The sequence below is a fragment of the Streptomyces sp. NPDC002004 genome (assembly GCF_053593975.1).
Genome location: NZ_JBSFDP010000030.1, coordinates 46,265 through 69,320 on the forward strand (window position 1 = coordinate 46,265; position 23,056 = coordinate 69,320).

General features: G+C 71.5%; 22 protein-coding genes. 15 read left to right on the plus strand and 7 right to left on the minus strand.

The features are described from left to right. The first annotated feature begins 141 nt into the window (after nucleotides 1-141). The 6 genes from ACWCP6_RS29860 (at nucleotide 142) to ACWCP6_RS29885 (ending at nucleotide 6,544) form a co-directional block, all read left to right on the plus strand. Nucleotides 142-507, plus strand: a complete 366-nt coding sequence (locus ACWCP6_RS29860) for a hypothetical protein (RefSeq protein ID WP_450935691.1) — start codon at nucleotides 142-144, stop codon at nucleotides 505-507. A gap of 235 nt (nucleotides 508-742) precedes the next feature. Further along, the gene (locus ACWCP6_RS29865) at nucleotides 743-1,411 is read left to right on the plus strand and encodes a DUF4230 domain-containing protein (protein WP_450935722.1); all 669 of its coding nucleotides are present in this window, start codon (nucleotides 743-745) and stop codon (nucleotides 1,409-1,411) included. Between the two features lie 264 nt (nucleotides 1,412-1,675). After that, nucleotides 1,676-2,437, plus strand: coding sequence for an SDR family oxidoreductase (locus tag ACWCP6_RS29870; protein ID WP_450935692.1), 762 nt, complete (start codon nucleotides 1,676-1,678; stop codon nucleotides 2,435-2,437). A 159-nt stretch (nucleotides 2,438-2,596) separates the two neighbouring features. Next, entirely contained in the window at nucleotides 2,597-3,391 is a 795-nt protein-coding gene (locus tag ACWCP6_RS29875; protein WP_450935693.1) for an SDR family NAD(P)-dependent oxidoreductase, read from the plus strand. Nucleotides 3,392-3,542: 151 nt separating this feature from the next. Next, nucleotides 3,543-4,952, plus strand: coding sequence for a hypothetical protein (locus ACWCP6_RS29880; protein ID WP_450935694.1), 1,410 nt, complete (start codon nucleotides 3,543-3,545; stop codon nucleotides 4,950-4,952). A 260-nt stretch (nucleotides 4,953-5,212) separates the two neighbouring features. Then, a complete protein-coding gene (locus ACWCP6_RS29885; protein WP_450935695.1) occupies nucleotides 5,213-6,544 on the plus strand; it encodes a HEAT repeat domain-containing protein in 1,332 nt (443 codons plus the stop codon). 154 nt (nucleotides 6,545-6,698) lie between these two features. Here the strand turns inward: ACWCP6_RS29885 and ACWCP6_RS29890 are convergent, their stop codons facing one another. After that, entirely contained in the window at nucleotides 6,699-7,829 is a 1,131-nt protein-coding gene (locus ACWCP6_RS29890) for an abortive phage infection protein (RefSeq protein ID WP_450935696.1), read from the minus strand. 231 nt (nucleotides 7,830-8,060) lie between these two features. Between ACWCP6_RS29890 and ACWCP6_RS29895 the strand changes: the two genes are divergently transcribed. The 3 genes from ACWCP6_RS29895 (at nucleotide 8,061) to ACWCP6_RS29905 (ending at nucleotide 10,800) form a co-directional block, all read left to right on the plus strand. Further along, entirely contained in the window at nucleotides 8,061-8,861 is an 801-nt protein-coding gene (locus ACWCP6_RS29895) for an alpha/beta fold hydrolase (protein ID WP_450935697.1), read from the plus strand. A gap of 284 nt (nucleotides 8,862-9,145) precedes the next feature. Beyond that, nucleotides 9,146-9,913, plus strand: coding sequence for a TetR/AcrR family transcriptional regulator (locus tag ACWCP6_RS29900; protein WP_450935698.1), 768 nt, complete (start codon nucleotides 9,146-9,148; stop codon nucleotides 9,911-9,913). Continuing rightward, nucleotides 9,913-10,800 carry an alpha/beta fold hydrolase gene (locus tag ACWCP6_RS29905; protein ID WP_450935699.1) on the plus strand — a complete coding sequence of 296 codons (888 nt, stop codon included), beginning with the start codon at nucleotides 9,913-9,915 and terminating at the stop codon, nucleotides 10,798-10,800. Before ACWCP6_RS29900 ends, ACWCP6_RS29905 begins: the two co-directional genes overlap by 1 nt. Before the next feature lie 203 nt (nucleotides 10,801-11,003). Here ACWCP6_RS29905 and ACWCP6_RS29910 read toward each other — a convergent pair whose 3' ends face one another. After that, nucleotides 11,004-11,483, minus strand: a complete 480-nt coding sequence (locus ACWCP6_RS29910; RefSeq protein ID WP_450935700.1) for a hypothetical protein — start codon at nucleotides 11,481-11,483, stop codon at nucleotides 11,004-11,006. A gap of 260 nt (nucleotides 11,484-11,743) precedes the next feature. Next, nucleotides 11,744-12,130, minus strand: coding sequence for a PPOX class F420-dependent oxidoreductase (locus tag ACWCP6_RS29915; RefSeq protein ID WP_450935701.1), 387 nt, complete (start codon nucleotides 12,128-12,130; stop codon nucleotides 11,744-11,746). A 363-nt stretch (nucleotides 12,131-12,493) separates the two neighbouring features. On the opposite strand from ACWCP6_RS29915, the gene ACWCP6_RS29920 reads away from it, so the two are divergent. Next, nucleotides 12,494-14,110, plus strand: coding sequence for a phospholipase D-like domain-containing protein (locus ACWCP6_RS29920; protein ID WP_450935702.1), 1,617 nt, complete (start codon nucleotides 12,494-12,496; stop codon nucleotides 14,108-14,110). A 109-nt stretch (nucleotides 14,111-14,219) separates the two neighbouring features. Here the strand turns inward: ACWCP6_RS29920 and ACWCP6_RS29925 are convergent, their stop codons facing one another. Both ACWCP6_RS29925 and ACWCP6_RS29930 read right to left on the minus strand, forming a co-directional pair. After that, nucleotides 14,220-14,489: an SH3 domain-containing protein gene (locus ACWCP6_RS29925; protein WP_450935703.1), complete on the minus strand. Its 270-nt coding sequence runs from the start codon at nucleotides 14,487-14,489 to the stop codon at nucleotides 14,220-14,222. 174 nt (nucleotides 14,490-14,663) lie between these two features. Beyond that, nucleotides 14,664-16,049, minus strand: coding sequence for a histidine-type phosphatase (locus ACWCP6_RS29930; RefSeq protein ID WP_450935704.1), 1,386 nt, complete (start codon nucleotides 16,047-16,049; stop codon nucleotides 14,664-14,666). Nucleotides 16,050-16,396: 347 nt separating this feature from the next. On the opposite strand from ACWCP6_RS29930, the gene ACWCP6_RS29935 reads away from it, so the two are divergent. Continuing rightward, nucleotides 16,397-17,014 carry a hypothetical protein gene (locus tag ACWCP6_RS29935; protein ID WP_450935705.1) on the plus strand — a complete coding sequence of 206 codons (618 nt, stop codon included), beginning with the start codon at nucleotides 16,397-16,399 and terminating at the stop codon, nucleotides 17,012-17,014. Nucleotides 17,015-17,155: 141 nt separating this feature from the next. Here the strand turns inward: ACWCP6_RS29935 and ACWCP6_RS29940 are convergent, their stop codons facing one another. Continuing rightward, entirely contained in the window at nucleotides 17,156-18,037 is an 882-nt protein-coding gene (locus ACWCP6_RS29940) for a hypothetical protein (RefSeq protein ID WP_450935706.1), read from the minus strand. Between the two features lie 298 nt (nucleotides 18,038-18,335). Between ACWCP6_RS29940 and ACWCP6_RS29945 the strand changes: the two genes are divergently transcribed. Continuing rightward, entirely contained in the window at nucleotides 18,336-18,983 is a 648-nt protein-coding gene (locus tag ACWCP6_RS29945; protein WP_450935707.1) for a hypothetical protein, read from the plus strand. Nucleotides 18,984-19,598: 615 nt separating this feature from the next. Further along, nucleotides 19,599-20,744: a hypothetical protein gene (locus tag ACWCP6_RS29950; protein ID WP_450935708.1), complete on the plus strand. Its 1,146-nt coding sequence runs from the start codon at nucleotides 19,599-19,601 to the stop codon at nucleotides 20,742-20,744. 69 nt (nucleotides 20,745-20,813) lie between these two features. Here the strand turns inward: ACWCP6_RS29950 and ACWCP6_RS29955 are convergent, their stop codons facing one another. Further along, a complete protein-coding gene (locus tag ACWCP6_RS29955; protein WP_450935709.1) occupies nucleotides 20,814-21,266 on the minus strand; it encodes a MarR family winged helix-turn-helix transcriptional regulator in 453 nt (150 codons plus the stop codon). A 60-nt stretch (nucleotides 21,267-21,326) separates the two neighbouring features. On the opposite strand from ACWCP6_RS29955, the gene ACWCP6_RS29960 reads away from it, so the two are divergent. Both ACWCP6_RS29960 and ACWCP6_RS29965 read left to right on the plus strand, forming a co-directional pair. Next, a complete protein-coding gene (locus ACWCP6_RS29960; RefSeq protein WP_450935710.1) occupies nucleotides 21,327-21,689 on the plus strand; it encodes a hypothetical protein in 363 nt (120 codons plus the stop codon). 375 nt (nucleotides 21,690-22,064) lie between these two features. Then, nucleotides 22,065-23,042 (plus strand): potassium channel family protein, encoded by a 978-nt coding sequence (locus ACWCP6_RS29965; protein WP_450935711.1) that lies wholly within the window; start codon nucleotides 22,065-22,067, stop codon nucleotides 23,040-23,042. Nucleotides 23,043-23,056 lie beyond the last annotated feature (14 nt).

A 23,056-nucleotide genomic window follows, 5' to 3' on the forward strand; every position in this document is an offset into this window, starting at 1 on the left:
CCACGAGGGGCGACGCCGCCGGACGGAACGCGGAAGGGCCCGGGTGAGTACGAGCCTGCGCGGAGATGAGTATCCGGGCCCATGCCGCGGCCGTGCCCCCGCAGTGAGGATCGTGTACACCTCACACGGAAGGAACCGACGGTGAATCCCAAGACCTACGCGACCCTGTACGGCCCCTGGCGGCCGGGTCAGCAGCCCCGGCCGGGGCGCAGCGCCGTCGCCGTACTGGCGGGCGCGCTGTGGTCGCTGATTCTCCTCTCGCTCGGCTGGCTGACGTTCCTGGTGGGCATGACAGCTCTCTGGGGCGCCGCCGACGGGGCGTCCGTCGGGGGTTTCCTGCTGACGTTCGTCCTGAGCGTCGCCGGGGCCTTCGCCGTCCTGACCGCTCTGGCCTTCGCGCCGGGTGTGCGCCGACTGACGTGGGCGAGCCGTCTCCTTCTGCTGGGCGTCCTGGCCTTCCCGGTGCCTGTGGGCCTCGCGGTCTGGGCCTGGTTCGCGACCGGCTGACACCGGCCCGATGAGGCGAACCGCGATGCCGGAGCGCGACGAGTTCCGCCTTGTGCGGACGGCCGGCGCGTGCGCAGGGCGACAAGCACCGCTTGTCGTCTCGGACATGAGGACTTCCGGCCACGCGGGGTATCCGGAGAGCAGGCAGCCGCTTCCCGGCACACAGGAGGAGCACGCGATGAAGAAGCCTGCGGCCGTGGACGGCGGTAGCACCGCGGACGAGCCCACTCCTTCGATGTCGCCCGCCGACGAGCCCCCGCACGGCAGGCCGGCTCGCCGCGCTCCCTGGTGGGCCAAGGCCCTGCTCGTGGCGGTGCTGCTGCCGGCCGTACTCGTGGCCGGGCTCCGGCTCGCCTGGCCAGGACTGCCCGACGTGTTCGGGGAGCGGACCAGGGACAGGTCGGGCCCCGCGATCCTCAAGTCGGTCCAGGACATGAGCCGTTACCAGGCGGCGACCGGAAACTTCCAGGTGGTCGTCGACCTGGAGAAGGACTCCAGGTACCTGCCGGACGCCCTGCGCGGCACGCGGACCCTCTACGTGGGTACGGGAACGGTCGGAGCGTACGTCGACCTCGGCCGGGTCGACAAGGGCGACGTGTCGGTGAACGGGGACCGCACGGCAGCGACGCTCACCCTGCCGTACGCACGGCTCGCCCCGGCCGCCCTGGATCCCGCACACTCGTACGTGGTGTCCAAGCAGCGCGGTCTCCTCGACAGGCTCGGCGACTTCTTCTCCGACAACCCGGGCAGCGAGCAGGCCGTCACCAAGCTCGCCGTGCAGCACATCGCGGATGCGGCGAAGGAGAGCGGACTGACGCGGCGGGCCGAGGCCAACACCACCGCGATGCTCGAGGGACTGCTGCACTCGCTCGGCTTCACCTCGGTCACTGTGACCTACCACTGACGCCCAGCGCTCGCCCGCAGGCCCCCGCGTCGTCAGCCATCCCGGGTGAGCGGCAGCGTGCGACACAGCAGCGCGACGCATACGAGGGGATGTGCAGGGCATTTTACCTGCCCGGAGGAGGCGAGGCAGCCTGGTCAGCCGCCAAGCGATCAGCGGCGGCAAGCGCCACAATCGGACGGGGGAACGACATCCGGAGGCGCCGATGACGGGCAGCACACCGACTCATCACCGCGACGTGACCCTCCCCGGCAGCGGCGCTTCGCCATGACCGCCGCACCCGGGGCTCCGGGCGCGCACGGCCCGCCGGCCCTCGCCGGCCAGACCGTCGTCGTGATCGGCGCCAGCGCGGGCATCGGATTCGAAACGGCCCGCCAGGTTCGTGCAGCGGGCGGCCGGGTGGTCCTGGTCGGCCGCAACCCCGAGCGGCTGGAGCGAGCGGCGCTCGATCTCGACCCCGTGAGCACAGCCGCCTTCGATGTCACCGACACCGACCGCCTACGAGAGTTCTTCCAGGAACTGCCCGGCCCGGTCGACCATGTGATGGTCACGGCCGGCAGGCCCTCCTACACGCCCCTGGCCGACATGGACCTCGCCGCGGCCCGCCGCGAATTCGGCGACCGGCTCGCCATGACCCTCGGGGTCGGCCTCCACAGCCGCGACAAGGTCCGGGCCGGAGGCACCCTGGTGTTCATGGGCGGCACCGGCGCCAAGCGCCCCGGAGCCGGGCTCGCCGTCGCCTCCGCCCTCACCGCGGCTCTGCCCGCCCTCATCGCCAACCTCGCACTCGAACTGGCGCCGATCCGCGCGAACCTCATCGCCGCCGGCTTCGTCGACACCCCCCTGTCGGCCGCTCTCCTGGGCGATCAGCTGGAAGCCCGGCGCGAGGAACTGCGTACCACCCTTCCCATCCGCCGGGTCGTCGGTCCGGCCGACGTCGCCGCTCTGGCCGTACACCTCATGTGCAACGACGCGCTCACCGGGGGGACGTACGACATCGACGGCGGCCAGCAGCTCATCGCCCACTGACCATCAGGAGCGGCCGCACTGCCCCCGAGCGACCAGGACGGCCGCCCGAATCCCCGCGGCTGCCGGCCGTCCGCCCGTCCCTGCAGCCGACGTTCGAGCCCAGTGCCGGGTCGCCGGGCTGCCGCCACAGCGTTCGTCAGCGTGAAAGGGCAGGACGACATGCAGATCGATCTCACAGGCCGCACGGCACTGGTCACCGGGTCGACGCAGGGCATCGGCGCGGCCATCGCCACAGGCCTCGCGCGTTCCGGAGCGCGCGTCGTCGTCAACGGCCGTACTGCACATCGGGTGCAGGACGGTGTCACCCGCCTGGCGCAGGAGGTACCCGGAGCCGACCTGGTGCCACTCGCGGCGGACGTGACCACCGAGGAGGGAGCGGCCCGGGCGGTGGATGCACTTGCGCAGGTGGACATCCTCGTCAACAGCCTCGGAATCTTCGGCACCATGAACCCTCTGGAGATCACCGACGAGGAGTGGCGCCGGTACTTCGACGTGAACGTGCTGTCCGCGGTGCGGCTGACCCGCCTGTTCCTGCCGGGCATGACCGCACGCGGCTGGGGACGCGTCCAGTACATCGCCAGCGACTCGGCAGTCGTCGTCCCCGCGGAGATGATCCACTACGGAATGTCCAAGACGGCGCTCCTCGCGGTGAGCCGGGGATTCGCCAAACAGGCCGCAGGCACGGGCGTGACGGTGAACTCCGTCATCGCGGGCCCCACCCACACCCCCGGGAACGAGGCCTTCGTCTACGAACAGGTGGACCGCGACCTGCCCTGGGAAGAGGCCCAGCGCGTCTTCATGCGCACCTACCGGCCGCAGTCCCTGCTGCAACGGCTGATCCTTCCGGACGAGATCGCGCACATGGTGGTGTACCTCAGCTCCGACCAGGCCTCGGCCACCACGGGAGGCGCACTGCGGGTCGACGGCGGCTACGTCGACTCCATCCTCCCGTGACCCGCTGACGCCGGACGGGATTGCGCGGCCCCCGCTCCGCCGACGTGCGCCACGGCCGGTCCGCCCGTTCACCGCGCGACCCGTGCCGACCCCGCGTTCTACGATCACCCGGTACGGCCGGAGGAAGCGGGTGGCGGGAATGCGTGGGGACATGGGGGACCGGTCAGGGGCGGCGGTGCGGCTCGCGCGGGGTGCGCCGCTGGGAGACGTGCTGGACGTCACCGACGTCGACGACTGGATCGCGCTGGACGCGGACGTCCGGGAAGTGGACTGGTACCGGTCGGGGGAACTGTCGGAGTGGGAGCACACCGACCCGCTCCCCGTCGACCTGACGCAGCTCGGCGAGTCCCGTCTCGCGCTGGCCCTGTGCCACCGTGACGGGCGGATCCGCGAGACGGCCGTGCGCCTGTCGACGCGATACCCCGCTCTGCTGCCGCTCGTGGTGATCCGCTGCACCGACTGGGCCGGACCCGTGCGCGAGCGCGCCCGGGAGCTGCTGCGCGCGTCCCTGGACGTCGACACCGCCGCCGGACTCGCACCGCTCGTGCTGTGCGTCGGCCGCCGTGAAAGGGGCTCTTTCGGCGTGGCTCTGCTCGGGGAGGTCCTGCACGGCGCACCACTCGGGCGGCTGTCAGCTCTCTTCACCGACCCCGACCGCGCCGTGCGGAGGTTCGCCTTCCGCGTCGCAATCAAGCGCCAGTTGCTCAGCCCGGCCGAACTCGCCCGTGCGGCCAACCGGGACGACGACAGCGTGGTGCAGGACCTGTGCGCCACGGCGGCGCTCGCGCCCCTGCGGGACGACGACGCGTCCGACGAGGTGCTCACGCCCCTGCTCACCGCGCGCAGCCCGCGCACCCGCTCGGCGGGCGTCACCGGCCTGCGCCGGGCTGGGCGTGCCGAGCAGGCGTGGCCGTTCCTCGGCGACCGCTCCGCGTTCGTGCGCGCGTGCGCCCGGTACGTCGTACGACAGCACGGCGGCGATCCTGCAGCCTGGTACCGCGAGCGGTGCACCGCACCGGACGACCTCGGGCCGGCACCCGGAGCGGTCATCGGGCTCGCCGAATGCGGGGGCGCCGAGGACGCCGCGCTGCTGCGGCCGTTGCTGGCGCATCCCGTGGCCGGGGTACGGGCGCAGGCGGTCGCCGGGCTGCGGGCACTGGACCTCGTGGACGCGGATCGGCTGCGGACACTGCTCGACGATCCGTCGCCCCGTGTCGTACGCGAGACGGCACTCGCCCTGCTGCCGTCGGCGCGGCACCTGCCGGTCTCCTGGCTGCTGGAGCGCACGAGGCCGGAGCGGCCGCGACACGTCCGGGTCGCCGCGTTCCGCCTGCTCGACGCACGGGGCGGGGCCGTGGGGCTGCGCGCGGCGGTCGCCCTGCTGGAGGACCCGGACGAGGAGCTGCGCACCTGGGCCGGCCGGTCCGTGCGGCGCTTGCGGTTGTCGCCGGACGTGCGGCGCGGGGACCCGGAGGTGGACGAACTCCTCGCACGCAACCGGCACCTCTTCGACGGCCACGACCTGCGCCTGCGCCAGGGGGAGACCGGAGTGGGCGGTTGACGGCCGGAGCGGCGGTAGGGCCCAGCCTGGGAGCAGGGCCAGGAGCGTCGGTCACGCCGAGCCGGAGGTCACCGTGGCCGGCCGGATTGCCCTGTCCGGGCACCTGGCGTGCGGAGCCGCTGCCGCTGCACCGAAAATCGGGGGCGAAGGGCGGCGACGATGCATACCTTGTGGCTGGCTCCTGGCTCCTGGCTCCTGTGGCTTCGGGTGTGCGGATGAGCGGGACTTCGGCACGGTGGATGATCATGGGGGCGCATCACATGGATGTCCGGCTTGCGGCGGCAGTACGGGCGGGGGACGCCGAGGAGGTGCGGACCCTGGTGGACGCCGGCGCCGATCCGAACGGGCTGGACGAGACCGGCCTGCCGCTGCTGTGTTCGGCCGTGGCGGCCTACGACGCACCTGTGGCCGAGGCTCTCATCGACGGCGGGGCCGACCCCGACCGGGCGCTGCCGGACGGCACGACGCCGCTGCTGAGGGCCGTCGACCTGGGGTCCCCGGCCATGGTCACGGCAGTGCTCGGCAGGGACCCGGCGGTGCGACTCGACAGGGCCGCCAGGGAACGGCTCCTGGCCCTGGCCAGGAGCTGGTACACCGGTGGCGCGGAGGAGGAGCTGCGGCGCAGGACCGGGGCGACCGGGCCGGCCGAGACGGTGCGGACCAAGGACGACGAATATCTGAGTGTCGATCAGGTCTCGCTCGGCGGTCTCGTCGTCAGGGCCGGACACGGTGCCGTTCTGACCTCCCTTGAATGGGCCTTTCGCGTCCTGACCCCCGTGGAGGAACTGGTCGACCGGGGCGTGCGGTACGCGGACGACGACCATGTGGACTGGTGGGAGGCGTCGTACACCCTGAGCCGGCGGAGCAGCCAGGAGACCTGGTCCGCCGTCATGTCGCTGCGGCACCGGCCCGACACCGTGCGCCGACTGTTCGCCGCGTCCGTCCTGTGGTCCGCCGCCGTCGGCTCGGAGGGTTCCGCCCACGAGCAGGAGCGCAGCGAGGTGTGCGCGGCCTGGGCGGCGGAGGAGACGGACGGCGCGGTGCTGGCCAAGGTGCTGGATGCATGGGGCTGCTTCGACCACCCCGGCCAGCCGGCCATGGCTCTGCGTCACGCCGGTCACCCCGACCGACGGGTGCGCGAGCAAGTGCCCTGGCTCCTGTCCACGGACGGCACGTCCTTCACCGCCGATGCGCAGGCCGCCCTGCTCGCTCTCGCTCACGACGGCCAAGCCGAAGTGCGGGCCGCCGCCTGCACGGTGCTCGGATCGCCTCGCCATTTCACACCGGTGAGCAGGGAGGCGCTTGTCTCCGCCGCTCGGGATCCGTACCTCGTCGTACGGTCCGCCGCGGCGGTGGCCCTGGCCCAGGCGCCCGACCACAGCACGGTCGTCACCGACGTCCTGGTGACGCTGCTCGACGACGACGACACTCTGGTGCGTCTCGAGGCGGCGTACGGGCTGGCCCGGCGGGACCATCCCCTCACGGGGCAGGCGCTCGAAAAGGTGGGGCCGTTGGAAGCGGCGTTCGACATCGACCACCGGCTCATCGCAGTACGGGACTGGAAGTGGCGCAACGAGGCGCGCACCGACTGACTCTCCCGGGTCCGCCGGTCGCCCGTCCGGCCGGGCGCCTACGCGATGGCGGCGTCGCGACCGGCGGCGAAGGGCAGCGCGCCCGCTTCGACGCCTTGCGACGACGCCTCGACCTCAGACGGGTCGTGACGGGCGGTGCACCGTTCCCGCGCGGTCAGCGCGGCGCGCCGGAGGTGCACCTGCCGTAGTGGCGGGCCAGGGCGTGGAACGCGAGCTTCGGCTCCCAGTGCCAGCCCGACCTCGGATCGCCGGGCCGGTCCTGCACGGTCCTGGTGATGGCGTAGCTCGCCAGGTCGAGGTCGTAGCGCGGTGCGTCGGCGCGGTGCGGAGCGTCCGGCGTGACGAACTCGAACGCCATCGCCGCGTACAGACCCATCGACTCGAAGACCTCCAGCAGGTCCATGAGGTAGTCGGCCTGGGTGCGTTCGCTGCGGACCGGATGGCCCTTGATCTCCTCCGGGTCCTTGTCGTGGTCGACGATGTCCCACCCCATGCCGCCCGTCCGAGGCGCGCCGACATACGCGCACGTGCCGAATTCGGTGATGGCGAGCGGCTTGCCCCACCGTAGGTGGCGGCGCAACTCCCGCACGTAGTCGGCCTTCCGGCGGAAGAAGGAGTAGTAGTCGACGCCGACCACGTCGAAGAGCGACCAGTCGACCTTGTCGTCCTGCGCCGCGGCGTAGCCGAGCCGGCCCTTGAAGACGGAGCGGCCGGTCCTGGCGGCCCTGGCCGTGAAGCGGTCCAGCCGGCGTTGCATGGTGACGGGGTCGTAGGTGCCGTCGAGGAGGTGCTGGATGCGCTCCAGCACCGTCCCGCCGGGCAGGATGCCGGGAACGAAGAGCCAGAACTCGCAGCCCACGCTGAAGTCGACGCTCGCGCCCTGACGGCGCAGCCGTTCCGCGAACCGGCCGGTCTCCGCGAGGTGTTCGAGGATGTCGCGTTCCGGAGCGTCGCCGAGGGTGGGCTGGAGCCAGACGTGCAGGCCGCGTTCGGCGGCCTCGGCCGCGGTGGCCGTGAGGCGTTCCACGCCATCGCCGGTGACGTCGACCGTGTCGGCGTGCAAGTCGTCGCGGATGGCGCGGACGTCGGCCCGCATACGCGTGGCGCTCCAGGCGGTCCCAGGCGTCTCGCCCTCGCCCACGGTGTAGACGACGCCCCGGTGCCTCAACCCCCGTCGGCCGTCCGCGCCATGTGCCCGCCCCACCCCGCCGGTTGCGGCCACGACACCGGCGGCCGCCGCCCCGGCCAGGAACTGCGCTCGACTTATCCCGTTGCTCTGCGTCATGCCCCCAAGGTGCCGCAGCGGGCCCACGTCCCACTGTCGCCCTAAGGTCCACGGCCGGGCGACGAAGGTAGTCGGTGAGGTTCCCGCGCGGGGCCGGACGGCGGTTCGCCGTGCCCGGCTTTCCCGACAGGTATGGTGCCTTCGCATCTCCGGGGGACGACGAACAGGAACAGGGCTGTGGGACTGGGTGCGGACGTGCGCTGGACGCGCTCCGGGGTGAGGCTCCGGCGGGTGTCGGAAGGCGCAGGACGCCGGAACTGGCTGTTCGTCCCGGGCGGTCCCGGACTTGGATCCGAGTCCGTTCTCGCTCTCGCGTCGGCGGCCGGAGTGCCGGGGACGGTGTGGCTGGTCGACCTGCCGGGCGACGGATCCAACCGGGGTGTGCCGCAGGTGCCGCACACCCCCTACGAAGGCTGGCCCGGCGTGCTCGTCGAAGCCGTCCAGGAGCTGGACGAAGTCGTCATGGTGGGCCACTCCACCGGTGGAATGTACATGCTCTCCGTCCCTGCGCTCGAAGAACGCCTCGCCGGCATGGTCCTGGTCAGCAGCGCACCGCACGCCGACTGGCGGCAGGCGTTCGCCCGCTGGGCCACGGAACATCCGATTCCCGCGGTCGACAGGGCGGCCCAGGACTACGCCGCCGACCCGAACGACCGGACACTGCGCGCCCTGACGCTCGCCGCCGCGCCCTGGAACTTCACCCCGCACGGGCTGGCCGGAGGCCGGGCGGTACTGGAGGGGCTGACCTACTGCCATGAGGCGGTGGCCTGGTCCGATCTCCACTTCGACGAGTCGTACCGGGCCCGGTGGAAGCCGCGGACGCTGCCGACCCTGATCATCAGCGGCGCCCAGGACCATGTGGTCGATCAGAGCACGTGGCGGACCGATCCCGATTTCCACCGGCCCCACATCCTGCGGCGCACCGTCGACGACGGCGGCCACTTCCCCTGGATCGAAAACCCCACAGCGGTGCGCACGGCCTTCACCGACCTGGTGGACCTGCTCGACGGCGGCCGGAGCCGCGGCCGTTGACCAGCGGGTCGACCGATCCCGCCCGTGAAGGACAGCGGCCGCATCGAGTCCGCTGATCGCCGCCCTGAGCGCCCACGAGTTCGGTCGGGTCTTCACCGGCCGGCGCCTGCGGGCCTGCGAGCGGGCAGGTGACGGCAAGCGTGTGCGCGGCGGCGTCCGCCGGCAGCATGCCTGTGTCGGCGACCTGGGCGGCGCAGGGTTGTGGCGGTGTCCGGTGGACGCCTAATATGCGTCCACTGGACGCATATCCATGCGGGTCCCCGGACGCAAGGCACGGCCCTCACGTGACAGACATCGCGAGCCCGGACAGGGTCGAACGGATCAGCCCGCCGAACGAGGTGACGGGCGGCCGGGCCCCCGTGGTCGGTTCGGCAGCCTGGTGGAGCGGGCGCTATGCGGCTCGTGCCCGCCGGCGGTCCCGGCCCGGCGGACTCACGCTCGACGCGATCATGGAGGCGGCGCTCCGGATCGCCGACGAAGACGGGCTGGACGCACTGACCATGCGAGCCGTGGCCGACCGGATGAACGTGCGGCACACCTCGCTCTACCGTCATGTGGCCGGCCGCGAGGAACTGCTCGTGGAACTCGTCGACCACATGCTGGGGGAGATCAGCCTTCCCGAACCGGGCCCGGACTGGCGGGCCGGCACCGAGGCCGGGGCGCGGGAATACCGTCGTGTCCTGCTCGCCCATCACGCACTGGTGCCTCTGCTGCCCCGCGGTCAGCTGCTGGGCCCGAACGCACTGCAGGCCCGTGAACAGGGCCTGCGGCTGCTCATCGGCGCGGGCTGGCCGCCCGATCGCGCCGTACGGATCTATCTCACCGTGACCCACTTCGTGGTCGGGGCGGTCGTGCTGGACAGCGGCGGCGCGGCTCGCACGCCCGGGCAACGCACGGCCATGGCCGACCTCTTCGCCGCGCTCCCCGCCGGACGGCATCCCCTGGTCACCGCCCACTCCGCCCTGCTCGGCGGCCCGGACGGGGACGAGGAGTTCGATTTCGGCCTGCGGTGCCTCCTCGACGGCATCGCAGGCACAAGGAGGCGCAGCTGATGTCCCGTACCACCATGCCCGCCGGCGCGGAGTGGTTCGCCGGGGGAGCCCGGATCACGGTCACCGGGCGCGCGGGCGCCCACACGCTGTTCGTCCGTCAGGACGGACCCGCCGACGGCACACCGGTGACCCTCGTGCACGGGTTCCCCACCTCGTCCCACGACTGGTCGCCGATCGTGCCCCGACTGGCAGAGCTGGGGCATCGGGTCACCACCTTCGACCTGCTGGGGTTCGGGCACAGCGACAAGCCGCGGAGGCACACCTACTCGGTGCTGGAGCAGGCCGACCTGGTGGAGGACGTCTGGCGCCGCCTCGGCATCGGCGACACCGCCTTGGTCGCCCACGACTACGGGGTCAGCGTGGCCCAGGAACTGCTCGCCCGGAGCCCGGGCCGGACCACCCGGATGGCCTGGCTGAACGGTGGCCTCTACCCCGACCTGCACCGGCCGATCCGCGTACAGCGGCTCCTGCACGGAAGACTGGGCCCGGTACTCGCCCGTGCCGTCAGCGAGCGCGGCTTCCGCTCGTCGATGCGCAGGGTACTGGCCAGGCCGGTCTCGGACCAGGAGTTGCGCGACATGTGGCGCGGTGTCGCACTCCACCGGGGCCATCTGCTGGCACCGCGGCTGTTGCGCTACATCGACGACCGGCGTACACACCAGGACCGCTGGGTGTCGGCGCTGGAGGGCTACCCGGGCCCGACGCTGTTCGTGTGGGGGCCCGCCGACCCGATCAGCGGCGCCCATGTGCTGGCCCGTATCCGGGAGCGCATGCCGCGCGCGACCGTGGCCGAACTCGCGGGGCCGCCCGCCGTCGGTCATTATCCCCAGGTCGAAGCCCCCGAGGAAGTCGCGTCCCTGCTTGCCGCGTTCCTCGGCGAGGGCTGATCCGGAAGGCAGCGCTCGGCGACTCCCGGTCCCGGCGTGCCGATCAGGCCGGCGCACCGTGGGCAGTGCCATGCCGGGCGCATCCCGATGCCGGGGCGCCGATCACGCTCACGGCTGCCCCGGGGTGCCGGCCTCGGCGGCTGCGGCCCCGCGGTGCCGAACTCGGTGACTGCTGACCCGCGTACCCGGCGTACTCGCCCCGGTCAGGCGGCCGACGCGCGCCTCAGGGCGCGCAGGATCAGCCGCTGGTTACCCCAGGCCATCGCCGTACCGAGCACGGCCATCAGCACGCCGAGGATCAGGCCGCCGGTGGCCTCGCCCATCTCCAGCCCGGCCCCGACCAGAGCGAGTCGCACTGCGAAACGCACCGCCAGCAGGGTGACGGCCAGCAGCCGGGTCCGCTTGTTCCTCCACAGAGACTTCATGTACCGCATCCGGGTGCGCAGCACAGTCAGCGACAGGATCAGGTTCAGGGCGGCGACGACGGGGATCCCCCAGTAGAGCACCGGGTGGGCCCGGGCGATGTCGAAGATCCCGGCGAAGCAACCCATGATCGGGAAGTACCAGTTCGGCAGGCCTTGGATCTCGTCGGCCGTGTCCGCCACCGACGTCGTCTCCGGAGCCTCGGCCGTCTCGACGGCCGCGGCCTTCGGCGTCTGTGTCGCTACCGCACTGCTGCTCATGTCCCACTTCTCCCCGACTGGCGCCGGGCCCCGGCCTGTCCGGTGCTCTCCTCGGCACCACAGATCCTCGCGTTCACGCAGGGTCCGAGGGCAGAGCGAAGCGTCCCCACTCGCGCGGGACAAATGTCACCGGCGCCCGCCCGAGGCCGGGCTCGCGCCACGCCTCGCCCCGAGCCCCTGGTGGCCCGGCCGGGCCCCGGTCGGGCGCGAACCGGCTCCGGTCCGACGGTTCCTGAACAGGAGACGCGCGGTGGAGGGTGTCAGGGCGCCGCCGAGATACGGATGCCCACCGTCCCCTTCTCGCCGCGGCGGAGCCGGCTGCCGAGCAGGGTGAGCCGGCCGATCAGGCCGTACTTGCGCGCGACCAGCTTGCGGTAGCGCGCGGTCGTGGCCGGGTCGCACACCTCGGCGACGGCGGGGAACTGCTCGCCCGTCGGCCTGCCGCGCAGATCGCACGGCCCCACCAGCACGTCGGAGCGGTTACGGATCCGCTTCACCTTCCACGAGTCGGCCGCCGTCCAGACGCCGAGCGCCGCGCCGTCGGGCACCACCCACACCGGGGTGGCCACTCCCGAACCGTCCTTGCGGTAGCTGGTGATGAGCAGGTACTTGCCGGACCCGAGCCGCTGCAGCGGTGTGTCTCCCATGGAGGAAGTCTAGGCCGCGCCGCGCACGCGCCCAGGCGTCGTCCGGACCGTGAGCTGTGAGCCGTGAGCCGTGAGCTGTGAGCCGTGAGCCACAGCCCATGGGCCGTGTTCTGCGCGACTCAGGGCTCGCCTTGGCACCAGGGGGAGACGGGCCGGTACTCCTCCGCGAGGACTCCGTCCGGCACTCGGCGACGGAGGCCGAGCGTCGCCCCTGCGGTGGAAGCCGCCGCCTGACTGGCTGGTAGCTTCGTGGTGTTGATCATCCGTGAGGTTCTCTCCGGACCCCGGATCGCCCTGCGCTGCGCCGCTGTCAGCGCCCGAAGGCACCCGAAGGTGCCTCGACGTTTCGATAAGGATGCGAAATTGGCCCGTACCCGGTCCCGCCGTTTACCCCGTCTCGCAGGAGCCACAGCGCTCTCCGTCGTCATCGGCTCGGTGCTTCCCGCAGCCCCGGCTCTCGCGGAGGCACCGGCACCGCACCTCGACGCCGTCGAGCAGACCCTGCGGCAGGTCTCCCCGGGCCTGGAAGGGCAGGTCTGGGAGCGCACCGGCGGCAACGCGCTCGACGCCGGCGCCGACGACCCGTCCGGCTGGCTGCTCCAGACCCCGGGCTGCTGGGGCGATGCGACGTGCACGGAACGTCCGGGTACCCGGCACCTGCTGGAGAAGATGACAGAGAACATCTCGAAGGCCAGGAGCACCGTCGACATATCCACCCTCGCGCCCTTCCCCAACGGGGCGTTCGAGGACGCGATCGTCGCGGGCCTCAAGAAGTCGGCGGAGGCGGGCAACAAGCTCAAGGTGCGGATCCTCGTGGGGGCGGCCCCGATCTACCACCTGAACGTGGTGCCGTCGAAGTACCGCGACGAACTGCGCTCCAGGCTCGGTGAGGCGGCCGACGACATCACCTTGAACGTCGCGTCGATGACGACGTCGAAGACGGCCTTCTCCTGGAACCACTCCAAGCTCCTCGTGGTCGACGGCCAGTCGGTGATCACCGGCGGGATCAACGACTGGAAGGACGACTACCTCACCACCACCCACCCGGTGTCCGACGTCGACCTCGCGCTGACCGGTCCGGCTGCCGGCTCCGCGGGCCGGTATCTGGACCAACTGTGGGCCTGGACGTGCCAGAACAAGAGCAATGTCACCAAGGTGTGGTTCGCCTCGTCCAGGGGGGCCGACTGCATGCCCGCACTGGAGCGGGACACCCAGCCCGCCCCTGCCCCGGGGAACGGAGACGTCCCGGTGATCGCCGTCGGGGGCCTCGGCGTGGGCATCAAGGACGTCGACCCCTCATCGCCGTTCCGGCCCGACCTTCCGTCCGCACCGGACACCAAGTGCTTCGTCGGCGTGCACGACAACACCAACTCGGACCGCGACTACGACACGGTCAACCCCGAGGAGAGCGCTCTGCGGGCACTGGTCGGCAGCGCGAAGAGCCACATCGAGATCTCCCAGCAGGACCTCAACGCCACCTGTCCGCCGCTGCCGCGGTACGACATCCGTCTGTACGACGCGCTCGCGGACAAGATGGCCTCGGGGGTGAAGGTCCGTATCGTCGTCAGCGACCCGGCCAACCGCGGAGCGGTCGGCAGCGGCGGCTACTCCCAGATCAAGTCGCTCAACGAGGTCAGCGACGTGCTGCGGGAACGTCTGGCACGCATCACCGGCGGTCAGCCGCAGGCCAAGGCGGCGATGTGCGCCAATCTGCAGCTCGCGACCGCCCGTACGGCGGACAGCGCGACGTGGGCCGACGGGAAGCCGTACGCCCAGCACCACAAGCTGGTGTCCGTCGACGGATCCGCCTTCTACATCGGGTCGAAGAACCTGTACCCGTCCTGGCTCCAGGACTTCGGCTACATCGTGGAGAATCCCGAGTCGGCCCAGCAGCTCAAGACGGATCTGCTGGATCCGCAGTGGAAGTACTCGCAGGCGACCGCGTCGTTCGACTACGCCCGCGGGATCTGCCAGGGCTGACCCGGAGGGCCGGAGTCCGCAGCGGCCCGGCGCACAGGGAGTCCTGACGGCGCCTGCGCCGTCAGGACTCCGGTCCGTCCCGCCGCACACGGTGCGGCGCCGGGAGTGCTCAGCCCTCGGCGCGGCTCGACCCGGGGCCGGCCGGGAGGAGCGAGCGCTGGACGTCCTTGCAGTACCGCACCGTCCCCGTGACCGTCACGTACCGCGAGGCCACCCAGGACTGCCGGTCGCGCAGCAGGTACCAGACCGTGTCGCCGTCGACGTCCTGCGCGCGGACCTTGCACCGCGGACCCACTTGATCGTGGTAGCGCAGGATGCGCAGTGCGGATGAGTCGGTGCTCGGGTACTGCCGCTCCTTGACACCGACCGTGCTGATCACCGTGCCGTACGGCTGAGCGGGGGTGAGGGCCAGGACGGCTGCCGCCGCGAACAGCGAGCCGCCGACGCCGACGACCGCCTCGGTACGGCGTCGGTGCGGTCCCTGTCTCCGTGCGTACGGAAGCGGGGAGGGAACCGCGCAGGCGGGGCGGGGTGCCCGACGCTCCGACCGGCCTCAGCCGCGGTCGTAACAGCGCTTCAGCTCAGTGAGGTTGTAGAAGTCGCTGCCCTTGGCTATGGGGCGGCAGGAGGGCTTGAATGCGGTCTCCTTTTCGTTGTAGAGCATGCGGACCAGGTAGGTGGCCGGCCTGTCGCCGGTGTGTGCGTTCCCCGACGAGGTGTCGGCGTAGAGGTCCCACTGCACATTGGCGGCCATCGGAACGACCTCTTCGCCGCGCCACGGGTTGTTCCGGTACGAGTACGGCCGGCCGGGCTCCGCGGGTTCGGTGCTGCCGGGCAGGCCGAGCAGAACGGCGAGCGGCTCGATCTCCTCGGCGTGGGTGAAACGGAGCACCGCACCCGTGTCGCTGCTGCCGTCCGCCTTGGCCTCGACCTGGGCGAAGAGGTCTTCGAGGAGAACGTTCGCCATCCTGTAGGTGATCGTGCGCCCGCGGAAGGCAGGACCCTTCTCGTAGAACTCCTCCGCGTCGTCGAGGTAGGCGAACCACCGTGCGTCGCGCGGGGCGAGGAACGGTCCGAGGTCCATGTCCGGGGCCTCGGCGCGCAGGTCCGGCGCCGAACTGTAGAGCTGGTGGAGCGAGCGGGCGAAGGAGATCTGCTCACCGGCGGGCAGCGAGTCGGCGAACTCGTCGGTGAACAGCCGTGAGACGACGTGCCGGGCAGCCTGCGCGGTGCGAGGCTCGCCGTCGATCTCGGCGAGCACGGCGGCCAGGTCGAGGTCGCCGGCCAGATAGGCCTGGTAGTCGGCGTTCTGCGGCTGCTTGTGGAAGTACAACAGGTCCTTGTCCGTGACCGGCGCCCGGACCGAACCGGCCAACGCCGCGTCTGCGTCCGTCAGACCGCGCGTGAAGGCGTCGGCGCTCGCCACCGCACGGGGCACACCGGACGTCTTCACCACGATGGGTTCATGGCGTGCGGCGATCGCCCGGAAGAGCGTGGGCAGACGCTCCTCCATACGCAGCGCCGTCCGCCGCTGCTCCTGCGCGCCCAGGCCGGAGAGGTTGCCGTAGCCGAGGGAGGAGGCGGCGTCGAGCAACGACTGCACTTGCGGGCCCAATCGCTTGCCGAGCCCGGTGAGCGCGCCGCTTTCCCCGGCGCGCCGTACCACCGAGAGGACCGCGTCGCCGTCGTCGCCGTCCGTCATGGCGCGCGAGCCGTGGCGCGCGACGTTCTCGGTGAAGACCGGGACGAAGCCCTTCGGTGCATGCTGGAGGCCGCTCGGTTCCTGCTGAGGGGCATACGGCGTCTTCGTCCCGTAGAACCCCTGGTCTGCGTACGGCGCATGATGCGCGGTCTGCGCGGTGGCGCCGTCCGCGCCACCGAGCACGGTGGCAGCCAGGGACATGGCCAAGGCGGTGGCTGTGGCGGCGGTGCGCTTCACGACGTGCCCTTCGGGGGGAGGGTTCGCGGCTACCGATCGGTAGCCGCGGCGCAACGCACCCTCACAGGGACTGCCGAACATCCGCCGACGCTCCGTCACGGCACGGATGAGACACAGGTGAACAACGTCCGCCGTGAGGTTACGGGCGGTGAGCGGCGTCGTCGGGGGGCTTCGACTGACAGCCCTGGGGCGGCCGTCGCCGGAGGCGTCGTTCCGCTTGACCGCCCCTGCGTGCAGGGCCGTGATCGCCGTCTGGCAGGATTCACCCCTGCGAATGAAGGGTCCTGTCGTGCGGGCGAGTTGTCCGTCCGGGCGACAGGGATGTTCAACGGGGAGGCAAGTAACAGATGCGTACGAGGACTCAGGCTGTTTCGGCGGCGGTGGGCGTCCTGGCGTTGGCCGTGGCCGTGACGGGCTGCAACCACTCGGGGTCGGGGAAGAAGAGCCGGCACCACTACGGTTCGCATTCCTCCCGTTCCGGATCCAGCGCGTCGGACGGCAGGAAGACCTTCCGCCTGGGCGAGTCCAGCCCGGAGCAGGTGAGCACCGAGCAGCGGTCCAAGGGAGCCAAGTACACGGTCACGCCGACCAAGGTGGAGACCGGTACCAAGGCCGACATGGACCACTCCGGTCTGGAGAAGGACAAGAACGAAAGCCCCAAGATCCCCGTCTACGTGTGGTCGACGCTCACCCACAAGAGCGGCAAGGCCATGACGGTCGGAGACATGGACGACGACCTGGTCGTCAAGACGGACAAGGGGCAGCGCACCCGTGCCCTGATCGTCCTCATGGGCGAGGCCAAGTGGCCCAACTGCCCGGCGTCGGACAGCTCGAAGAAGCTGACCCCCGGCCAGTCGGAGAAGATCTGCACCGCCTTCCTCATCCCGGAGGGACAGAAGGCCGCCGCGGTCGACCTGATGCAGGGCTTCTACAAGGAGCCGCTGGAGTGGCCGGTCAAGAACTGACCTGCCACCGGCCGTACATGACCGTGGGCGCCCCCGACCACAGGGGAGGGGCGCCCATCGTCGGAAGCGACCGGGGGACGTCGGATCGCCGTCCCCCCGGCGCCGCCCGACGAGGAGGAGACGGCGGGCGGTCCGGCGGTGTCACCCGCCAGTGCCTGCACGCCTGCGAATGAGCGTCGACAGCATCACCGCGCCCGCCACGACGGCGGCGGCATGGAGGACGGCCGCGACGGCGGGGTCCTCCGGCAGCGTCGCACCCTCGGGGTGCGCCAACCCCACGTACAACGTGAACGGCAGCTTCCAGCCGCTCCACGCGAACAGCGAGCCCGTCCCCAGCCAGCCGAACGCCATCGGCAGCCGGCGGGGGAGCCGGGCGGGCCGCCCCCGGCTGACCGTCCAGGTCGCGGCGGAGGCGGTGAGGGCCCACAGCCCGCATACGCCCATCAGCAGGCGCCAGTCGGCACCACGGTCCGCAGGATGCGCGACACCGGCCGTGCCGCCGACCGCCCAGTAGAGCCACACGATGCCCACCACCGTGCCGGCGCCCGGTGCCCACAACGCCCGGCGCCGACCGCCCTGTCCGGCGTCGCCGACCCGTCCCGCGAACCCGTCCGGCCAGCGCCTCCGAAGATATGCGGGCAGGGCGAGAACGAGGCCCAGTCCCATTCCCAGGAAGCTGATCTGGACCAGCGCGGCTTCCCAGCCCGGCATCGACGGACCATCGCCTTCGTGGTGCGCGCGACCGCCCGACAGCCCCAGCAGCGAGTCCAGGACGGCATACGGCACCATGGCGACGAGGAACCCCGAGCCCACCCACGCGACGAACACCACCAGCGGCCCGGGTATCCGCAATCCCCAGGGCCGCACCAGAGCGAGGGCCATGGCGATCCCGATGGCCGCCATGCCGACCGTCACCGTGTTCAGCACCACCCACCCGGCCAGGTCGAACCCGGCACCGATCGGCAGCAGCCCCGCGAGGGCGCCGACCACCCAGGAGACCTTGATCAGCGCATAGGGCGTCATTACCAGCGCCGCTCCGTACGCGGCCGGCCGCCCCGCCCGGTCCCACCGGTCCACGGTGCTCCCCCTTTCGTCCATCGAGGACTCCCACCCTCGTCGGCCGACTCCACGGGTGACATCACACCCGGGGCGTATCCGCATCCCCCGCCAGACTGAGACGACCGAGATGCTGGAGCCCCCGTCTGCTCGTGCCCGATCCGGCAGGCGCCCCCGCCGACCGCTGCCCTGCCACCTCTCCACGGTCGCCAAGGGGCCGGCCGTCGCATCGACTTCCTGTGCGATCATCACCGCGGGAGGTCTGATGACTGCACACATACGACGACGGTGGCGTACGAGTTCCTGGGGTCCGGCAGCCGTGGCCGTCTCGCTCGCCGTGCTGGCGGGCTGTTCCGGGGGTGCCTCGGACGGCTCCGCCAAGGCGTCGGTGTCGGGGCTGCGGGACAAGGCCCGGGCCGCGGCCAAGGGCACCCGGAGCTGCCCGGTCCGCTACGACCTCGCCAAGGCGGCGGACAAGGCCGGGGTGTCGGCCACCGCCAAAGCGGGCCGGGTCAGTGCCGAACTCGACGAGAAGGCGGACTCCGACTCGCCGCTCGCGAGGTCCAAGGGCGCGCTCCTGGAATGCGACTACCGCCTCGGTGGGGAGCCGCTGTTCGTCGAGACGGTCGCGGTCGAACGCGGACGGGCCGTCGGGCTGATGGCGCCTCACATCGATATGGACGCCGGGCTGGGTATCGATGCCCTCAAGGCGTACCTCGGCGAGGTGGAGAAGGCGGACCTCGGCACGGCCGTCATCACCCCGAGCGGCAACGTCGCCTCGGTCCGTATCCCGGTCGACGGCGCGGGCGACATCGCCCTGGTCATCACCTTCGGCGACAACCGGCACACCGCGCTGACCGGTCATCAGGTGAGCGCCATGACCGAGGAACTCGCACGCCAGGCGAAGTGGTGACGGGGGCGACGCGGTAGGCCGCCCCGATCCGTGTTCCGCCCGTTCCGCCGGTCCGGCGGTGCGTCTTCCCCGGCGATTCCACCAACCGTCGCCGTTGGTCCTCCTCGGCGGATTCACCGACCGCCTCTCGGCCTTCGGCAAGCCCGTGGGCCGCGGGCCGGGCATGGTCCTCCCCCTGTCGAGACGGCGGGTGGAGGGGTGCTGCCGGGGGAGTGGGGAGCGCGGACGACGGTCCTGCCCCTACACCGGTCTGTTCGTCATCCTGAACGGTGATATGAGCCACGCCCGCTGTGCGGTGATGGGCCGATTGCGCCGCATCGGCTCCCGGACCCGTCCGCCGCACCCGACGGAACCGTGTTCCGCGTCGTGTCCGGGAATGCAGGGGCCGTTCGTCGGCACCACCCGGCCGGGAGGCGGGGCGGCCGACGCGCCACGCCACCGCCAGGTGGCTCTACCGCCGGTCCGCCTTGCGGCCGAATCCTCTGCTGCGGCCGGGTGACCCGGGAACGCGGCACGCCGACCGAGGCGTCGGTGCCAGCTTTGCTCCGTCTGTCCCGACACTCTGCAGCCGCCTCCGGGCATCGGCGAGGCGGTCCCGGCATCTCGAGGAGAGGCATGAGAGCCACCAAACTGTGCGGTATCGCGGCCATGGCAACCACCGTCGCCGCCGGCCCGGCTGCCGCGCCGGGCGTCGCCGCCACGGAGGGATCGGTGGCGTGCAGCACGTCAGCGCTGACCACCGCGATCGCCAACGCAGCAGCGGGTGACACCCTGTCCCTCGCCCGCCACTGCACCTACCACCTGACCTCGGCCTACGCCGCCGACGACGGGCTGCCCGCCATCGGCAGGAAGCTCACCGTCCACGGCCGTGACTCCACGATCGTCCGCGACTCGGCGAACGCGGGTGCGTTCCGCATCCTGCACGTCGTCTCGGGCGGCGATCTCCGCCTCGACGATGTCACGGTCAGAGGCGGCCACTCGCCGGGAGACGGCGGGGGCATCCTGGTCGACAGCGGCGGCAAGCTGAAGCTCGAGGAGGCCACCCTCCGCGACAACACCGCCACCCTCGCCGGTGGCGGCGTGGACGTACACGGGGGCGCCACCGCGGCCATCACCCGCAGCACCTTCGCGTTCAACAACGCGGACACCGGCGGAGGGCTCCAGTCGGACGGCGCCGTCGACGCCGACGGCGCCGACATCACGCGCAACCACGCACGGTCGTTCGGCGGCGCGATCGACCAGGAATCAGGCAACGCGGTGTTCAGGAACACCACACTCAAGAACAACACCTCGGCCGATGACGGCGGCGCTCTCGACGTGGACGGCGGCACGGTCGAGTTCATCAAGAGCAAGATCCAGAACAACACCAACATCACCAGTGCGTTCCACGAGGGCGGAGGCATCTGGAACGGCGCCTCGCTGAAGCTCACGGACACCGACGTCTCCGGCAATGTCCTGGGTGGCCCGGGCGGCAGGGGCGGCGGCATCTACAACTTCTCGACCGGCACACTGGTGCTGAAGAACAGCACGGTCAGCAGCAACAGCGCCAACGGCAACGGCACGTCGCTCGGCGGTGGCGTCTACAACGCCGGCGGCAGCGTCACCCTGGACCACAGCACCGTCCGCGACAACGCCTCCACCGTCGCACCCGGCGGCGTCTGGACCAGCACGCAGTTCACGGTCCTCGGATCGGTCATCAAGGACAACATCTCGACCAACTGCGCGGGGAGCCCCATCATCGTGACGGGCTGTCTCGGCTGACCGACGGGACATCGACACAGCGGTGCCGGACCCGCCCGTGCCGGTCCGGCGGGCCGCGGTGCAGAGGGCTCAGTCCGTGGGCAGACCGGTATGGGCGGCGAGGACGCCCAGAGCCTGATGGAGAGCTCGCCGCTGCTCGGGGGTGAGGGGCGCGGCGAGCTCCTCGTCCAGTGCGCGAGCCTGTGCCAGACAGTCGCGCAGCAGCGCCCGTCCGTGTCCCGTGAGGGACAGCACCTGCCGTCGGCGGTCCTGCGGATCCCTGGTGCGGGCAAGGGCGCCGAGTTCCTCGAGCTGGTCGGCGAGTGCGACCACGAGGCTCGGTGCCACCCCCAGCAGCGCCGCGAGTTCCTGCTGCGAGGCGGCTGCTCCCCGGCTGAGGGCGTTCATCAGCCCGACGTGCTTCGGCCTGAGGCCGCGGTCCGCGAGTTTCCCGGCGAAACGGTCGCTCGCCACGGCCCCCACGGTGCCGAGGCGGAAGACCAACGTCTGCGGCAGTCCGCCGGGAACGTCGACATCGTTCATGACGCCGATGGTACCTTGCCAGAATAATTCAGCGTCAGAATGATTAAGGAACTGATGGAAATGTCCGCGCACCTCGTGATCGGGATACTCAACGCCCTTGCCGCGCTCGTCTCGGGGGCCGCCGCCCTGGTCGGACTCGCGCGCCCCGGGCTGGCCCTGACGGCGGGCGAACAGGTCACCGTCGGGCTCCGCTTCTTTGCAGGGGCCTACGCCGCCCGCGCCGTTCCGCTCGGCGCAGCCGTGCTCGTCCTGCTCGCGGCGGGCTCCTGGAACTCGCTCGTCCCCTTGCTCGTCGTCGCCGGGCTGGCGCAAGCCGGCGATGCGGCCATCGGCGCGGTTCAGCGCAAGGTGGGCATGCTTCTCGCCGCGGGTGCGCTCGCCGTGATCCATCTGCTCTCGGCCCACTGGCTCCTGACGCACTGAATCCATGTGCCGTCACAGTCGCTGTGGGCGGCGTACGGCGAACGGTCCGGGGTGAAGCGGCCGTCGTGGGCCTGGAGCGATGGAGTCGGGCCGCGGCACCTCCTCCGGGGGCGCGGCGACCGGTTCGCCGAACGGGCGGCGCGGCGGCGGGCGTCGCCCGGCCTCGCAGGGGTGCGCACCCGTCCGTATGCCCGCGACCGGGTGTCCCGGTGGCGCGCACCGTCCGCACCCCCGGGCGACCGGGTGCCCCCAGCGGCTCGCGCCGCCCGCGTACCACGATGACGGACGTACACGCCGGAGCAGTGTTGATCACTGGCCGGACGGCTGAGCCGCGGCACACTGAAGCCGCTGGATCGCCGACCTCAGGAGTGCGACGTGCGGACACCGCGCGACATCCCACGGCGGGCGCTGCTGGTGCTGTCCGCGGTGCTGGTGCTGCTCGCGTACGGCGTGGCCGGCTACATGTCGTTCGGCTACGCGCTGCCCGACGCCCTCTACCTGACGCTGATGACCCTGACCACGGAAGGGTTCTCGAGCGCGGACCGGCTCCCGGCCGGCGGCAAGATCTTCACCGCCTCCGTGGCGCTGCTGGGCGTCGGTGTATTCGTGGCCGCGGTGAGTGTCGTCGGGACCGCGCTCCTGGAGGGCCGGGTCGGCGCCGGAAGGAGACGTCGTATGCAGCGCCGGGTGAACAGACTCCGGGACCACTTCATCGTCTGCGCCTACGGCCGGGTCGGCCAGGCCGTCGCCCGCGAGTTCGAGGCCGAGGGCATCCCGTTCGTCGTGGTCGACAGCAAACCGGATCTGGAAGAGGCGATGCAGCGTGACCACGTGCCCTACCTCATCGGCAACGGCTCCTCCGAAGAGGTGCTGAAGCAGGCGGGGATCGACCGGGCCCGGGGTCTGGTCTGCGCAGTGGACTCCGACGCCGAGAACCTCTACATCACCGTGGTCGCCCGCTCGCTGAATCCGGACATCGCGATCGTGGCCCGGTCATCGGAGCCGCCGTCCGCACAGCGCCTGGTGCACGCGGGCGCCGACAGCGTCGTCTCCCCCTACGTCACCAGCGGCAGACGGATGGCGCTGCTCGCCGTGCGTCCGCACGTGGTGGACTTCCTGGAGCTCACGCGGCCCGGAGCGTCGGACAGCCGCCTCGACGAGATCCGTGTCGACGCCGAATCCCGGCTGATCGGTATGTCCCTGAGGCAGGCGTGCCCGGGCGCGGTACCCCTTCTGATCCGCCGTGCGGACGGCACCCTGCAGCCCAACCCGGACGCGGACAGCACGCTGCGGCCCGGCGACACCCTCATCGTGTTCGGCGACCCCGGGGTGCTGCGTCCGCTCGAGGACTGACGTCGTGCGCGTAC

Coding starts and splice junctions, on each gene's coding strand:
- ACWCP6_RS29865 (WP_450935722.1), top strand. CDS start 743: ATGTCGCCCGCCGACGAGCCCCCGCACGGCAGGCCGGCTCGCCGCGCT.
- ACWCP6_RS29870 (WP_450935692.1), top strand. CDS start 1,676: ATGACCGCCGCACCCGGGGCTCCGGGCGCGCACGGCCCGCCGGCCCTC.
- ACWCP6_RS29875 (WP_450935693.1), top strand. CDS start 2,597: ATGCAGATCGATCTCACAGGCCGCACGGCACTGGTCACCGGGTCGACG.
- ACWCP6_RS29880 (WP_450935694.1), top strand. CDS start 3,543: ATGGGGGACCGGTCAGGGGCGGCGGTGCGGCTCGCGCGGGGTGCGCCG.
- ACWCP6_RS29885 (WP_450935695.1), top strand. CDS start 5,213: ATGGATGTCCGGCTTGCGGCGGCAGTACGGGCGGGGGACGCCGAGGAG.
- ACWCP6_RS29890 (WP_450935696.1), bottom strand. CDS start 7,829: ATGACGCAGAGCAACGGGATAAGTCGAGCGCAGTTCCTGGCCGGGGCG.
- ACWCP6_RS29905 (WP_450935699.1), top strand. CDS start 9,913: ATGTCCCGTACCACCATGCCCGCCGGCGCGGAGTGGTTCGCCGGGGGA.
- ACWCP6_RS29910 (WP_450935700.1), bottom strand. CDS start 11,483: ATGAGCAGCAGTGCGGTAGCGACACAGACGCCGAAGGCCGCGGCCGTC.
- ACWCP6_RS29915 (WP_450935701.1), bottom strand. CDS start 12,130: ATGGGAGACACACCGCTGCAGCGGCTCGGGTCCGGCAAGTACCTGCTC.
- ACWCP6_RS29935 (WP_450935705.1), top strand. CDS start 16,397: ATGCGTACGAGGACTCAGGCTGTTTCGGCGGCGGTGGGCGTCCTGGCG.
- ACWCP6_RS29940 (WP_450935706.1), bottom strand. CDS start 18,037: ATGACGCCCTATGCGCTGATCAAGGTCTCCTGGGTGGTCGGCGCCCTC.
- ACWCP6_RS29945 (WP_450935707.1), top strand. CDS start 18,336: ATGACTGCACACATACGACGACGGTGGCGTACGAGTTCCTGGGGTCCG.
- ACWCP6_RS29950 (WP_450935708.1), top strand. CDS start 19,599: ATGAGAGCCACCAAACTGTGCGGTATCGCGGCCATGGCAACCACCGTC.
- ACWCP6_RS29955 (WP_450935709.1), bottom strand. CDS start 21,266: ATGAACGATGTCGACGTTCCCGGCGGACTGCCGCAGACGTTGGTCTTC.
- ACWCP6_RS29960 (WP_450935710.1), top strand. CDS start 21,327: ATGTCCGCGCACCTCGTGATCGGGATACTCAACGCCCTTGCCGCGCTC.